At 39.4% G+C, this 15,639-nt stretch carries 9 protein-coding genes; 4 read left to right on the forward strand and 5 right to left on the reverse strand.

What is annotated here, in order from left to right; translation table 11 throughout:
- Position 1: 1 nt before the first annotated feature.
- Together thrA and BTO22_RS10550 are read right to left on the reverse strand one after the other, a co-directional pair.
- A complete protein-coding gene (gene thrA / locus BTO22_RS10540) occupies positions 2 to 2,461 on the reverse strand; it encodes a bifunctional aspartate kinase/homoserine dehydrogenase I (protein WP_105055431.1) in 2,460 nt (819 codons plus the stop codon).
- Positions 2,462 to 2,863: 402 nt separating this feature from the next.
- Positions 2,864 to 3,340, reverse strand: coding sequence for a putative 4-hydroxy-4-methyl-2-oxoglutarate aldolase (locus BTO22_RS10550; protein WP_105055432.1), 477 nt, complete (start codon positions 3,338 to 3,340; stop codon positions 2,864 to 2,866).
- A 445-nt stretch (positions 3,341 to 3,785) separates the two neighbouring features.
- Between BTO22_RS10550 and arcA the strand changes: the two genes are divergently transcribed.
- Positions 3,786 to 4,505 (forward strand): two-component system response regulator ArcA, encoded by a 720-nt coding sequence (gene arcA, locus BTO22_RS10555; protein WP_060991794.1) that lies wholly within the window; start codon positions 3,786 to 3,788, stop codon positions 4,503 to 4,505.
- A gap of 79 nt (positions 4,506 to 4,584) precedes the next feature.
- Here arcA and BTO22_RS10560 read toward each other — a convergent pair whose 3' ends face one another.
- From BTO22_RS10560 to BTO22_RS10570, 3 genes are read right to left on the reverse strand one after another with little or no spacing between them, the layout of a single operon-like run.
- Positions 4,585 to 5,031: a membrane lipoprotein lipid attachment site-containing protein gene (locus tag BTO22_RS10560; RefSeq protein WP_105055433.1), complete on the reverse strand. Its 447-nt coding sequence runs from the start codon at positions 5,029 to 5,031 to the stop codon at positions 4,585 to 4,587.
- Between the two features lie 8 nt (positions 5,032 to 5,039).
- A complete protein-coding gene (gene arcB, locus BTO22_RS10565) occupies positions 5,040 to 7,403 on the reverse strand; it encodes an aerobic respiration two-component sensor histidine kinase ArcB (protein WP_105055434.1) in 2,364 nt (787 codons plus the stop codon).
- Positions 7,404 to 7,457: 54 nt separating this feature from the next.
- Positions 7,458 to 8,399 (reverse strand): TIGR01212 family radical SAM protein, encoded by a 942-nt coding sequence (locus BTO22_RS10570; RefSeq protein WP_105055435.1) that lies wholly within the window; start codon positions 8,397 to 8,399, stop codon positions 7,458 to 7,460.
- 568 nt (positions 8,400 to 8,967) lie between these two features.
- Between BTO22_RS10570 and gltB the strand changes: the two genes are divergently transcribed.
- The 3 genes from gltB to BTO22_RS10585 all read left to right on the forward strand — a co-directional run bounded on the left by gltB (position 8,968) and on the right by BTO22_RS10585 (position 15,532).
- Entirely contained in the window at positions 8,968 to 13,515 is a 4,548-nt protein-coding gene (gene gltB, locus BTO22_RS10575; protein ID WP_105055593.1) for a glutamate synthase large subunit, read from the forward strand.
- Positions 13,515 to 14,987: a glutamate synthase subunit beta gene (locus tag BTO22_RS10580; RefSeq protein WP_105055436.1), complete on the forward strand. Its 1,473-nt coding sequence runs from the start codon at positions 13,515 to 13,517 to the stop codon at positions 14,985 to 14,987. The genes gltB and BTO22_RS10580 overlap by 1 nt, the downstream gene beginning before the upstream one ends.
- Before the next feature lie 113 nt (positions 14,988 to 15,100).
- Positions 15,101 to 15,532, forward strand: a complete 432-nt coding sequence (locus BTO22_RS10585; protein WP_258132564.1) for a DUF1499 domain-containing protein — start codon at positions 15,101 to 15,103, stop codon at positions 15,530 to 15,532.
- Positions 15,533 to 15,639: the final 107 nt, after the last annotated feature.

Consider the following 15,639-nt stretch of genomic DNA (forward strand, 5'->3'; position numbering starts at 1 on the left):
TTTATACTCCTAATTTCCAACCAAGGGTACGCATTAAGTCCGAGAATACACCAGCTGCGGTAACTTCAGTACCAGCACCATAACCACGTAATACTAATGGAATTGGTTGGTAATAGCGGCTATAAAAAGCCAACGCATTCTCACCATCCTTGATTTTAAACATAGGATCATCACCATCAACAGCAGCAATACGTACCTTACATTTACCTTCTAGGATTTCACCAACATAGCGCAACACTTTACCTTCTTCTGCTGCTTTTGCAGATTCTTGTGCAAAATAAGCATCCGCTTCAGGAAGGCGAGCCATAAACTCATCAACAGTGCCAGAATCATCAAAACCTGGTGGCAGAGCTTGCTCAACTTCTACATCATCTAGCTCTATTTCAAGGCCGGATTCACGAGCAAGAATAAGCAACTTACGAGCGACATCCATACCTGAAAGATCATCACGAGGATCAGGTTCAGTAAAGCCATTTTGCTTAGCCACATTTGTTGCTTCACTTAATGACATGCCTTCATCTAGCTTACCAAAAATATAAGAAAGAGAACCTGATAATATACCGTTAAACTTCTCTAGCTCATCACCAGCGGCAATTAGGTTTTGTAAATTTTCGATAACAGGTAGACCTGCACCTACTGTTGTTTCATACATAAATTTACGACGAGTACCGCGTGCAGCATTACGTAACTGATGGTAATACGCCATTGAGTCAGTATTGGCTTTTTTATTTGGTGTAATAACATGGAAGCCAGCAGATAAGAAATCAACATATTGAGCCGCAATGCCGTGATCAGAAGTACAATCAATAATCACTGGATTAATAATGTGATTACGTTGAACCAGTGCAATAAGACGAGCAAGGCTAAAGCTTTCAGTTGTGTTATTCATACGGTCGCGCCAATGCTCTAATGGAATACCTTTACTATCTAGTAATAATCCACGGCTATTTGCTAGACCACAAACACGGATCTCAATGCCTTTTTCTGCAAGTTTTGGTTGTTGACGCTGAATTTGATCAACTAACTCGCCACCAACACCACCAACTCCAACAACAAATACGTCTAAGAAGTGTTTACTGTTAAATAGATTTTCATGACATGCTTTAATAGATTCAGAGATTTTATCTTCTGGGATAACTGCTGAAATTGCTCGCTCTGAAGAACCTTGTGCAATAGCAATAATATTAACGTTTACTTCTGTTAATGAAGTAAAGAATTGAGATGCCACACCTTTAGATGTACGCATACCATCACCGACTAACGTTACAATCGCTACATTATCAGTAAATTCAACAGGTTCTAATAGCCCATCTTTTAATTCAAGTTCAAACGCTTCTCTTAATACTTGCTCCGCTTGAGACTTATCTTCTGCTTCAATACAAAAGCTGATGCTGTACTCTGAAGAAGATTGCGTAATAAGAACAATAGAGATACCAGAAGTAGACATCGCACCAAATACACGGCTTGCCATGCCAACCATGCCTTTCATACCTGGACCACTAACATTAACCATTGTTAAGCTATTTAATGTAGTAATACCTTTAATAGCAAGATTATCTTCACCTGTATCTTGACCAATTAATGTACCTGGGCCTTGAGGGTTAAAGCTGTTTTTAATTAAACAAGGAATATGGAATTGTGCGATAGGTGCGATAGTTTTTGGATGCAAAACTGATGCGCCAAAATAAGACAGTTCCATTGCTTCTTGATAGCTTAATGATTTTAATAAACGAGCATCATCAACTAAACGAGGGTCACAGTTATAAACACCATCAACATCAGTCCAGATCTCACAACACTCAGCACGAAGACATGCGGCAAGTACTGCCGCTGAATAATCAGAACCATTACGACCTAATGTAACCAATTCACCTTTTGCGTTACCCGCCGTAAAGCCAGGCATAATGTTTACATGACCAGAGGGTAAAGGTTCATTTTTAAAATTCAGCGTAGAAATGTCTACATCAACAGCGCCTTCAAGAAAGTCACCGCGAGCGTATAGATATTTAACAGGATCAATCAGGCTAGCTGGTTGCCCTTTTGCTTCAAGAACCGCTTTCATTGTAACGATTGAAATGCGTTCGCCTTTGCTAATAATTTTGGCATACACGTTATCTGGACACATGCCCAACAGGGTAATCCCATGAACGTATTGACGAAGTTGAGAGAGTGAATCTTTTAGCTTATTTTCAAGCGCTTTAAGATCAACTTGCGGAAGTGCTGTAGAAATACCATTAAATAGCTCAAAAAATACAGATTCTAATTCTGAGATCTGTAATTCAGCCTCTCCATTAGTTAAAACGTTATCAACGACAGAAACTAATTTATTTGTGACTTTACCTGGTGCCGATAAAACAACTGAGACTTCTTGCTGTTGTGCGTTATTGGCAATGATATCTGCGGCGCGCAAAAAACGATCTGCATCGGCTAATGACGAACCACCAAACTTTAATACTCGCATTTCTATCCTCCCTAAAAACGAGTGTTACTGCAATATCCTTACTGCATACCTAGCATCATAACCTTTTCAGTTGATAATAAAAGAATGTAGTTAAGAATTAGTAACAAAATTACAAAAAAAAGCCCGCTCTGATAATCAGTGCGGGCTTCTTTAAAATACTTATGCGTATCAGCCCACCCCAGCAACCATGGTGCCGGTAATTGTTGTGGTAATAATCATTGAGCTGATAGTGAACATGTAATAAAAAACTCTAAATAAATGTTTGCGATATACAATAACTACCTTACTTTCCTCTAACAAGTCAATGAAAATATTATTCATTCAGTTAACAAAAGAAGAATATACCGCCTCAAGTTTTTGAGTTTTAAATATTAAATATGTATTTTAAATTTAACTTTGTTATTAGATTAATAACTCTTTACTCATCAATACACCATTAAGGTCGGCATAAATATAATCACCAGGAGAAATTATCTGAGTATTAATGGTGACTGATATTTGTAGCTCTCCAGCCCCTCTTTTCTCTGTTTTAAAAGGGGAAGTATTCAAGGCTTTCAATCCTAATGGCATACTCTGTATGGCGCCGACATCTCGTACCGCACCATAAACGACGACACCCTCCCATTGGTTATTAACCGCAAGCATCGCGACCTGATCGCCTAATAGCGCTTTTTGGCAAGAACCATTACCATCAATCACTAATACTTTGCCTTTGCCATTGGTTTGCAAAACCTCCCTTACTAATGAATTATCTTGGTAGCAACGTACCGTTACAATTTCACCATAAAAGCAAACTTTTCCACCATAATTTTTAAACTCAACATCAATGAGTTGTACTTTATCTTCAAATTGGTCACAAATATCAGGTAATAAATCCATTTTATTTTCTCCTTGTTTGTAAAATTGATTCGACTATAACAACATTTGTTAAAGTACTTAGCTATAACTAGCATAAATATTTACAATTTTAATATAGATATGTCCCTATATTTATAACTACACTGTATTGATATCGGTTGCTATTGACCTAAATCAATAAAATGTATGGAAATAAAAATCGCTTATTGTTAGAGTGGTGTTAAGGGATTAAAATCTCCCTTCTAATGGAGTTTCAGCTAGGAGCTCACAAAATTAGAGCTTTATCATGTTGTTGAGTATATATTCAATAACGACCACCAAGGATGGCGTACCGTTTAGGTTTCTATTCTTCAATTGACATTTTAGTCTATGATTGAAGAATCTATTCCTATTTGTAAATTTTTTATTATAGAATTAACATTCTTAATTCTACTTTTGACTTTAATCAGTTAGTTAGGTACCGCCCATGCAAACCCCTCAGATCCTAATCGTTGAAGATGAACATGTAACTCGTAATACACTTAAAAGCATTTTTGAAGCTGAAGGCTACAATGTTTTTGAAGCGAGCGATGGTGAAGAAATGCACACTGTGCTTTCTGAGCAACAGCTTAATCTTGTGATTATGGATATCAACCTTCCAGGTAAAAATGGTCTTCTTCTTGCTCGTGAACTTCGCGAACGTGGAGATATGGCCCTTATGTTCCTAACAGGCCGTGATAACGAAGTTGATAAGATTTTAGGTTTAGAAATCGGTGCTGATGATTACATCACAAAACCATTTAACCCACGTGAACTTACTATTCGTGCGCGTAACTTATTAACTCGTTCAATGAATCAAAGCACAACTGTTGAAGATAAAAAAACGGTTGAACGCTATGTATTCAATGGCTGGACAGTTGAAATTAATAGCCGTTCTCTTGTTAGTCCAAGCGGTGAAAGCTACAAGCTTCCTCGTTCAGAGTTCCGTGCTCTTCTTCACTTCTGTGAAAACCCAGGTAAGATCCAAACTCGTGCAGATCTGCTGAAGAAAATGACAGGTCGTGAGCTTAAGCCGCATGACCGTACTGTTGATGTGACAATTCGTCGTATCCGTAAGCATTTTGAATCAGTAACAGATACACCTGAGATCATTGCTACAATTCACGGGGAAGGTTACCGCTTCTGTGGTGATTTAGAAGAGTTATAATATTTCTTCTTAATTCATAAGATTAAAATGCCCAGCTATCACTAGCTGGGCATTTTTTTATTGAAGTAATAGTAACAAATCAATAAACAGTATCAATCTGTACATCACTTTCAATAATCCACTCATCATTTGCTTGAACCGCAATATCAATTAATTGATCTGCTGTAATATTGTGAAATGATTGACCTGAAATTTCCCACGTATGATTATCATGAACTCGTACTTCAAATTCATCATCAGTTAATAACCATGAATCATCACCTTGACGAATAACTACTTTTTCAATCGCTAACTCAGGTGCAATCATTTGTTTTGATGTTAATGTCAGGGCCATATTCAACTTACTTTCGTCTTCTTCTGCGCCTATCGTCGGCATTTGATCAATCCATACCGCCGAATTAAGTTGTATATGAGTATTCATTATTTCTATTTTATTATCTTGCTGCCAATCAACTTGTGATTGTGAGGTCATTTGACAACCAGAAAGCGCAATCATAATTACAGAAGCAAATAGTGCCTTTTTCATAGTCTTCCTTATTTAGCTTGCTGTTCTAACCAGCTTTTTAATATTTGAATATCATTTTCATATTCATTTTTAATTTCTTCAACCCAATCATCTATATTTTCCCACCATGCTGGTAAATCAGGTGATTGAGCTTTTTGAGCGACTTGTTGAATATGCTTAAGACCAATAGAGCCAGCAGCCCCTTTCATTTTATGGGTTTCAAACACAATACCGTCTTGATCTCTTGCTGTCATATTAGTATCTAAGATTTGAATGTATTCTTTCATACTTTTTTCAAACATCTCAATACTTGCATATACAGGCTTGGTTCCAACAATCTCAATATATGACTCTAACATTTCTATATCTAACAAACGATCAATCAATTGTTCATTATCTAATTGCTCTTGTGTTTTTATTGGCTTCTGTCTTTTCTTTTGTCCCTCTTTTGTATCTGACATCGAGAACAATTCAAGCACCTCAGTTAACGCCTTCACACTTAATGGTTTACTGATCGCCTCATCCATGCCTTTTTCAAAATACTCATCTTTCTCTTTTAATAAATTAGCGGTGAGTGCGACTAATGGAGGCAGGTTATCAAACTTTTCACGTAGGGCTTGAGCAACATCAAATCCAGTCATATCAGGCAATTGAATATCAAGTAAAGCTAAATCATATTTACTTGGATCAAACAGTTTTAACGCATCCTCTCCACACATTGCGACATCAACAGTATGACCAAGGCTTTCAAGTAATGAACAGGCCACCGTTACATTCAATTCAATATCCTCTAGCATAAATATACGTAATGATTTCGCACTTTTCGCTTCAGGCATTGCCTCTTCTTCTTCAGCATGATCCACCAAAGGCACGTTAATCGTTACGATGAAGGTACTCCCAAAACCAATATCACTGGTTACTGTAATATCCCCACCCATTAAATTAATTAGCTCTTTAGATACAGCAAGTCCAATTCCTGTGCCTACCGCATGTAGATTATCTTTGCCTTGTTTTACTTGATAATACATTGCAAAAACATTCTCTAATTCTGATTCAGGGATCCCGATCCCCGTGTCTTCAATCTCAAAAGTAATTTCAGCGTTATCTTTGTAAATATCAGCACTGACAGACATAACCACACTGCCTTCTTTAGTGAATTTAGTCGCATTACCAATTAGATTCCAAAGCACTTGGCGTAGGCGTGTACTATCAACACTAATATTTGCAGGTAAATCAGTGAGCCTTTCAAGATCAAAACGCAACCCTTTCTGCTCGGCCATTAAACCTGAAATATTCTCCATCTCAGTAACAAAGCTTATAAAATCAAGCGGCTTTGGAAGTAATTCTAATTTACGACGATCAAACTTATCCATATCAATAATGTCGTTAAAGATATTACCAAGAGTAATCGCACTGACATTAATGGTTCGCATATAATTATGCTGTTCATCATCAAGACGGGTATCTAATAACATACGGCTTAAACCGACAATACCATTTAGCGGAGTACGTAATTCATGACTAATGGTAGAGATGAACGTTGTTTTATCACGACTCGCTTTCTCTAGCGCATCTTCATACTCTTTACGTTCTGTGATATTTCGGCCAAAACCAACCAAACCAAGATGACGGCCGCCCTTGCTATAAAATGGGATCTTACTCAGCTCAAAACACGCTTTTCGTCCATCAGGATAATCAAGCCATTGTTCGTAAGTTAATGCTTTATTGTCTCTTAGTACTTGTCTATCAGTATCAATTACTTTTGCTGCTACTTCAGCGTTATAAACATCTTTAGGGGATAAACCAATCAGCTCTTTTTCTGTTTTTCCGGTTAGATCTTCCATCGCTTGGTTACAACCCGAAAAAAGACCTAACTCATTACGATAATAAATAATATCAGGGGAGGTATCTAAGTAAGAACGAAGTAGAGCCGTTTGCTCTGCCAATTCTAATTGTGCTTTTTCACGTTGGAACACTTCGTTTTCAAGGTCTTCCATCGCTTCTTGGCGAGCGTCTTCTGCTTTTTCACGCTCTTCAATTTCTTGATTCAATTTTTTTACATTACCTTGTAATTTTTTGTTCAAATCTAAATCACGAGCACGCATCTCTTCCATCTTAGTTACTAACTTAGAAAGACGCTGACGCGAATCTTCTAAATGTTCTACAACAACCGATAAGAAAAAAACAGCCCAAGGCGTAATTAATAAACCAAAGAAAACGGAGCGAACGATATCTAAATCATTCACTTCACCGCTTAAAAAAAGAGTAACACCAACTTGAACGATAACGGCCAGCGCCACTAAAGCAATGGCAAGTAAGAGACTAAAACGAACAATTCCGAGTCTAACCATAAGATCGACATAAAATTGCGCGAGAATTTTTAACTGTTTCATAACCACACCCTGATAATATTCAACCAAATAATATCAGGGTTATGTCGATTTGAGTTATTTTTTCAATATTGGTTGGGTATATTTGAAAGGTTGATCAATCAGGGAGCCTTGTGCCCCTTTTTCATTAAGAGCCATACCTACATTAGTTAATCCTAACCAACGCGGCTCACACCATAAAGGCGATAATAAGGTTGGCCTTCTCGCAGTTGCTGAAACTCGATGATAAACCACTTCTGGTGGCGTTAAACGAATGAGTTCACAAGCAACATCGACGTAATCATCCATTTCTGGCGCTTCGATTTTTCCTGCTCGCCATGCCTTTGCCATTGTACTGCCCTCAACGATATGTAGAGGATGTAATTTAAGTCCGTCCGTTCCGGTTTCTAAGACTTTAGCTAGCGTTATACGGTGATCATCTCTGGTATCGCCAGGTAAACCAATAATTAAATGAGTGCACACTTTAATACCAAGCGCTCTTGCTTTACGGGTAATCGCATCATAACAAGAAAAATCATGACCTCGGTTAATACGCTTTAAGGTTTTATCATTGGCCGTTTGTAATCCAAGTTCTAGCCAAACTTCATAGCCCTCATCAACATAGCTTTTCAATAAATCTAATACGGCATCAGGTACACAATCAGGGCGTGTACCAACACATAATCCAACAATATTGGCCGACTTAAGCGCTTCTTCGTACATATTTTTAAGTACTTGAACTTCAGCGAAAGTATTTGTATACGCTTGAAAATAAGCAAGATACTTTTTAGCTCGTTGAACTTCACCGGCCCTATCGGTCAGTTGATCATAAATTGATTTAAACTGTTCTTTCTCATCAGAAAATGAGGCTACATTACAGAAAGTACAGCCACCTTTGCTTATGGTGCCATCTCTATTTGGGCAACTAAAACCTCCATGAAGCGTCAGTTTATGTACTTTTTCACCATAACGACGCTGTAGATCTTGGCCAAATGTATTTGCTAGTTCATGAAGTTGCATTGCGATAACCAATAATAAATCAAAGACTTAGTTCATAAATTAAAAGAAGTCTCACTTCTATTTATGAAAGTTGCTAACTCGTTTGTAAAAAAAAGACCGTAAATAATACCGAAACAAACCAACCTTAACTCTAATTTATATCAATAAAAGGCGCATAAAGTGGCAATTTAATAGCAAAAAAGCCGAATTATTATAAATACTTATTCATTTTGAGTAAAAAAAGTGAAAATTACGTGCAACTTTAGTTGGTATTTAATATGACAAAAATGTAGGATAGTTACATCGTTAAATAGATTAATTTGCCATCAACAAGAATGTTGTGGTGTTTCAATAGTGGTATCTACCCTCAGACAACAAATACAATGGATAAAAATGTATTTGATAGGTATCACAATGGATTGGGTTCGTTTGCACGTCATATTAAGTGATGCCAGCAAGCGCCAGAATGGATTCAAACTTGCTACCTCTTGAGACTAACTCACAGCAAGTTCGATTAAAATTTAGCAAAGGACTAGACAGAAACTTACGTAGAGAAGTTGTGTCTGCAAAATACTGGAAGGATGTATCTATGGTAGATAGAGAGCAGAATACACAAGGCATGTATACTCCCGAGTTGGAGCATGATGCGTGTGGTATCGGTTTTGTCGCTCACCTCAAAAACCGTAAATCTCATGATGTTGTTACTCAAGCACTTGATATGCTTGCTCGTATGGAACACCGTGGTGGTCAAGGCTGTGATCCATGCAGTGGCGATGGCGCGGGTATTCTTTTACAAAAACCTCATGAGTTCTTATTAGAAGAAGCCGTAAAACTTGGTATTAAACTGCCATCTTTTGAGAAATACGGTGTTGGTGTTGTCTTATTCCCTAAAGATGAATACAAACGTCAACAATGTAGAGATATTTTAGAGCGTAATGCTCAGCGTCTTGATTTAGAAATCATTGGTTATCGTGTTCTGCCTGTTGATAATTCAATGCTAGGCGACGATCCCCTAAGTACAGAGCCTCAATTTGAGCATGTATTTATTTCTGGTGGCCCATCAATGACCCCAGAAGAACTTGAGCGTAAATTGTATGTTCTACGTAACTACACTGTTCGTGTGTGCTTAGAAAGTATTTCTAATATTGGTGATGATTTCTACATCAACTCTCTATCGTACAAAACACTTGTTTATAAAGGTCAATTAACGACTGAACAAGTTCCACAGTACTTCCTAGATTTACAAAATCCAACGATGGTAACGGCATTAGCATTAGTTCACTCTCGTTTCTCTACCAATACCTTCCCTCGTTGGCGTCTGGCTCAACCGTTCCGTTATATTGCTCATAATGGTGAGATCAACACTGTTCGTGGCAACTTGAACTGGATGAAAGCGCGTGAAGCGATTATAGAGTCCGACCTATTTAGCCAACAAGAAATGGATATGCTGCTTCCGATTTGTCAGGAAGGCAGCTCTGATTCATCGAACTTTGATATGGCGCTAGAACTGCTTGTTCTTTCTGGCCGTAGCTTGCCACATGCATTAATGATGATGATCCCTGAAGCGTGGCAAGAAAATAAAAATATGGATCCTACACGTCGTGCGTTCTATCAGTACCACGCTAACGTTATGGAACCTTGGGATGGCCCTGCCTCTGTTTGTTTCACCGATGGGGTTCAAGTAGGTGCTACACTTGATCGTAACGGTCTTCGTCCTTCTCGTTATACCGTGACAAAAGATGACTTCCTGGTGATGGCATCAGAATCTGGCGTTGTAAAAATAGCACCAGAAAACATTGAGTTCCGTGGTCGTCTACAACCAGGACGTATCTTTGTTGCTGATTTAGAACAAGGCCGTATTATTTCTGATGAAGAAGTAAAAGATGGTATTGCGAAATCACAACCTTATGAAAAATGGGTTGAAGAGAACCTATTAAGCTTAAATAAGCTACCTGAAGCAACCAACCAATACAGTCAACCTTCTCCAGATCGCCTACTCAATCGTCAACAAGCGTTTGGTGTTACCTCTGAAGAAGTGAATGAGATCATCCTACCATTAGCAAAAACGGCCTATGAGCCATTGACTGCAATGGGTGCCGATTGGCCACTAGCGATTCTTTCTCATCAATCTCAGCATTTATCTAACTATTTTAAGCAGTTGTTTGCCCAAGTAACTAACCCACCGATCGATCCGATCCGTGAGCGTATGGTTATGTCGCTAAACACCTACTTAGGTAAAGACCAAAACTTACTTGCAGAAACGCCTGAGCACTGTCAGAAAGTTGAACTTGAATCACCGGTTCTTTCTAACTCTGAGCTAGAAAAACTGCGTGCTATTGATAACGAACATCTACAAGCTAAAACGCTAGATATCGTATTCCAAGCCAATGAAGATGCAGGCAAACTTGAGCGTGCACTTAAACGTATCTGCCAGTATGCAGAAGATGCCGTCGTTGATGGCTACTCTATCATTCTACTAACAGACCGCGCAGTAAACTCAAACCACGCAGCAATTCCAGCAATGCTTGCAGTTGGTGCGGTTCATCACCACCTAATTCGTAAAGGGTTACGTGCTAAATGTGACATCGTAATTGAAACGGGTGATGCTCGTGAAACTCATCACTTTGCAACATTGGTTGGTTACGGCGCAAACGCAGTAAACCCATACCTAGTGATTGAAACCATTGTTGAACTTCAACGAATTAAGAAGCTAGACCCAACAGTACATCCAAAAGTATTGTTTGATAACTACCGTAAAGGGGTTAACGGCGGCCTGCTCAAGATCTTCTCTAAGATGGGTATTTCAACACTGCAGTCATACCATGGTGCCCAAATCTTTGAAGCGCTTGGTATCAGTAAATCAGTGGTTGATAAATACTTCACAGGTACCGTTTCTCGTATCCAAGGTCTAACGATTGATGATATCGCAAAAGAAGTGTTAATCCGTCACCGTGTTGGCTATCCAACTCGTGAGATCCCAGTTCAAGTACTTGATGTAGGTGGTGTATACCAGTGGAAACAACGTGGTGAAAAACACCTGTTTAACCCTGAAACTATCTCTCTACTTCAAGAGTCGACTCGTAATAAAGATTATGGTCAATTTAAGAAATACGCGAAAGCGGTTGATAACCAAGGTGATGATGCAGCAACACTGCGTAGCCAATTAGATTTCATCAAAAATCCAGCAGGATCTATTCCTTTAGAAGAAGTAGAGCCAATTGAGAATATTCTAAAACGCTTTGCGACTGGTGCAATGTCGTTTGGTTCTATCTCACACGAAGCTCACTCAACACTTGCTGTTGCAATGAACCGTATCGGCGCTAAATCTAACTCAGGCGAAGGTGGTGAAGACCCTATTCGTTTTGAGAAAAAAGACAACGGTGACTGGGAACGTTCAGCAATCAAACAAGTAGCTTCTGGTCGTTTTGGTGTTACTTCTTACTATCTAACTAACGCTGATGAGTTACAAATTAAGATGGCTCAAGGTGCTAAACCTGGCGAAGGTGGTCAACTACCTGGTGATAAAGTCGATGATTGGATCGGTGCTACACGTCACTCAACTCCTGGAGTTGGTCTGATTTCACCACCGCCACACCATGATATTTATTCAATCGAAGATTTAGCACAGCTTATTTACGATCTGAAAAACGCCAACCGTAAAGGTCGCGTTAACGTTAAGTTAGTATCTGAGGCGGGTGTTGGTACTATCGCCTCAGGTGTAGCTAAAGCAAAAGCAGACGTCGTTCTTATCGCTGGTTTTGATGGTGGTACGGGTGCATCGCCAATGTCATCTATCCGTCATACAGGCCTTCCGTGGGAACTTGGTCTAGCAGAAACACACCAAACACTACTGAAAAATGGGTTACGTAACCGTATCGTTGTTCAGTCTGATGGCCAAATGAAAACACCTCGAGATCTTGCAGTAGCAACACTTCTTGGTGCCGAAGAGTGGGGTGTAGCAACTGCAGCTCTTGTTGTTGAAGGCTGTATCATGATGCGTAAATGTCATAAGAATACTTGTCCTGTAGGCATCGCAACACAAAACAAAACACTACGTGAACGCTTTGACGGTCGTGTAGAAGACGTTATTACTTTCTTCCAGTACATGGCTGAAGGTCTACGTGAAGTAATGGCAGAGCTTGGATTCCGCTCTATTGATGAAATGGTTGGGCAATCTCATAAACTGAAAGTTCGTGATGATATCGGCCACTGGAAATACAAAAACTTAGATTTATCACCAGTACTACACGTTGAACAACCTCGTGCTGAAGATGGTATTTATAACCAAATTAAACAGCAGCATAATCTAGAAGACGTATTGGATCGTAAACTTATTCAAGTCGCTACTCCTGCACTTGAAAAAGGTGAAGCGGTTACTGCTGAATTCGATATCCTAAATACCGACCGAAGTGTAGGTACTATGCTGTCGAATGAGATTTCAAAAATCTATAAAGACCAAGGTTTACCGCAACCAATGAACGTGAAGTTCAACGGTTCTGCTGGTCAAAGTCTAGGTGCTTTCCTTGCTAAAGGGGTGAAATTTGAAGTCGAAGGCGATGCGAATGATTACTGGGGTAAAGGCTTATCTGGCGGTACGCTAGTGCTTTATCCAAACCTAAAATCAACGATTGTTGCTGAAGATAATATTATTGTAGGTAACGTTTGTTTCTACGGCGCAACTTCTGGCGAATCTTATATTCGTGGTATGGCCGGTGAGCGTTTCTGTGTACGTAACTCAGGTGCAAAAGTTGTCGTAGAAGGTGTTGGTGACCACGGTTGTGAATACATGACTGGCGGTGTTGCCCTAATCCTTGGCTCTACAGGTCGTAACTTTGCGGCGGGTATGAGTGGTGGTGTTGCCTATGTTTGGGATAAGTCTGGTGATTTTGAATCGAAACTAAATGCTGAACTTGTTGACCTAGACCCTATTGAACAAGAAGATAAAGATCTTCTATTAGAAATGCTAACTAAGCATGTTGAATTCACAGGAAGTGAAGTTGCTCAGTCTTTCCTAGATAACTTTGAAGCAAACTTAGCCTCACTGGCTAAAGTAATGCCGCGTGATTACAAAGCGGTTCTTCAAAAGCGAAAAGCTGAAGCACAACAGGCACAAACGGAAGAAATGGAGGCAGTATAATGGGTAAGCCTACTGGATTTTTAGAGCATGGTCGTGAGCTACCAAAGAAACTCGACCCAACAGTTCGAATTCAAGACAATAAAGAATTTGTACTGAATGACGAATTTTCTGACAAGATTGGTACACAAGCCTCTCGTTGTATGGATTGTGGTGTACCGTTTTGTCATAACGGTTGCCCAATTGGTAACATCATTCCAGAATTTAATGATGCGGTATATCGTGATAGCTGGGAAGAAGCATGGAAGATCTTAAGTTCGACTAACAACTTTCCAGAGTTCACTGGTCGAGTATGTCCGGCACCATGTGAAAGTGCTTGTGTACTTGGTATTAATCAAGACCCAATCACTATCTGTAATATCGAAAAAACAATTGTAGAAACTGCGTATCGTGAAGGGTACGCACAACCAAAGAAACCTCGTTCTCGTACAGGTAAAACGGTTGCTATCATCGGTTCAGGTCCTGCAGGTTTAGCCGCAGCAGAACAACTAAACAGTGCAGGACACTCTGTAACTGTCTATGAACGAGATGAAAAAGTTGGTGGTCTACTACGCTTTGGTATTCCTGACTTCAAGTTAGGCATGGACATCATTGATCGTAAAATCAATCTAATGGCTGATGCCGGTATCAAGTTTGAAGTAAATGCGCATATTGGTGTTGATATTAATGCTCAGCAGCTTCGCCAAGATTTTGATGTAGTGCTACTTACTGGTGGTTCTACTGTTCCACGAGATCTACCAATCCCAGGTCGTGAACTCAATGGCGTTCACTTTGCGATGGAGTTCCTAGGTCAAAACAATCGCCGTGCTAATAATATGGATCTTAAAACTAAAGAGATCCATGCTAAAGGTAAGCATGTTGTTGTCATTGGTGGTGGCGATACAGGTTCTGACTGTGTAGGTACATCGAATCGTCATGGCGCAGCAAGTATTACTCAGGTTGAGATCATGCCGATCCCACCAGAGAAACGCCCTGCAAATATGCCTTGGCCTCAATACCCAATGATCATGAAAACAACCACTTCTCACGAAGAAGGCTGTGAGCGTCATTGGAATATCCTAACCAAAGAATTTATCTCTGATGATGCAGGTAATGTGAAAGGCCTACGTATTGCTGATATTGTTTGGAAAGATGCGAAGCCAGGTGAACGTCCAGGGTTTGATGAGGTCGCAGGTAGTGAACGAGTGATCCCTTGTGATCAAGCATTTTTAGCGATGGGCTTCTTACACCCAGAACCAACAGGTGTATTAGCTCAATTAGATATTAAACTGGATGATCGCGGTAACGTAGCAACTGATGGTTATGCTACTAATCAAAAAGGTGTTTTTGCCGCGGGTGATATGCGTACTGGTCAATCCCTGATTGTACGTTGTATTAATGAAGGCCGTGAATGCTCTAGAGAAATAGATGCTTACCTAATGGGTAACTCGAACCTAGAAGCAAAAGCGGATTCACTAATGCTATCAGCATCGTAGTTTTTGGAATAGATTAATTCAGGTTTCCTTCCAAACCTTTGGCCAACATTCCGATGTTGGCCTTTTTTATTCTATACTGATAATGCCTATTCAAAATAATGAACAGCCCTATGATAAAAATAATCTCCATCTTTTCAATATTGCTAACACTTACCGCCTGCAGTAAAGGAGTCGATAATATGCCTGATAAATCAAAAATGATGTGTGCTGATAAACCTAACTGCATCTCGACATTAGAGACTAGAGCTGACTTCAGCGCCTCCCCTTTCACACTTAATAACCCCGACACAACAATAGAGACTATCGCTCAAATAGCAGAACAACTGAAAGGTGCAAAAATAGCGGTAATTAAAGAAAACTACGCCAGAATTGAATCGACAAGTACTGTCTTTCGCTTTGTTGATGATTTAGAGCTCAGAATAGAAGGTAGCAACCTTATTGTTCGTTCAGAGTCTCGTACAGGACACTCTGACTTTGGTGTAAATAAAAAGCGCGTTGAAAAATTAAGAACAATGTTACTAGAACAAAACATAATTTCTCAATAAAAAACCTAACCAACTGAACTACCACTCTGCAGTATCTATTCAGCATCATTTTACTTTTAGACAAACGTAAAAAAGCCCTAATCTTTCGATTAGGGCTTTTTTGGTAT

It is taken from the genome of Aliivibrio sifiae (assembly GCF_002954705.1).
Classification (GTDB): Bacteria; Pseudomonadota; Gammaproteobacteria; order Enterobacterales; family Vibrionaceae; genus Aliivibrio; species Aliivibrio sifiae_A.

Excerpts from the sequence above, each read along its gene's own strand:
- thrA (WP_105055431.1), bottom strand. The coding sequence starts at position 2,461 with ATGCGAGTATTAAAGTTTGGTGGTTCGTCATTAGCCGATGCAGATCGT.
- BTO22_RS10550 (WP_105055432.1), bottom strand. The coding sequence starts at position 3,340 with ATGGATTTATTACCTGATATTTGTGACCAATTTGAAGATAAAGTACAA.
- arcA (WP_060991794.1), top strand. The coding sequence starts at position 3,786 with ATGCAAACCCCTCAGATCCTAATCGTTGAAGATGAACATGTAACTCGT.
- BTO22_RS10560 (WP_105055433.1), bottom strand. The coding sequence starts at position 5,031 with ATGAAAAAGGCACTATTTGCTTCTGTAATTATGATTGCGCTTTCTGGT.
- arcB (WP_105055434.1), bottom strand. The coding sequence starts at position 7,403 with ATGAAACAGTTAAAAATTCTCGCGCAATTTTATGTCGATCTTATGGTT.
- BTO22_RS10570 (WP_105055435.1), bottom strand. The coding sequence starts at position 8,399 with ATGCAACTTCATGAACTAGCAAATACATTTGGCCAAGATCTACAGCGT.
- gltB (WP_105055593.1), top strand. The coding sequence starts at position 8,968 with ATGGTAGATAGAGAGCAGAATACACAAGGCATGTATACTCCCGAGTTG.
- BTO22_RS10580 (WP_105055436.1), top strand. The coding sequence starts at position 13,515 with ATGGGTAAGCCTACTGGATTTTTAGAGCATGGTCGTGAGCTACCAAAG.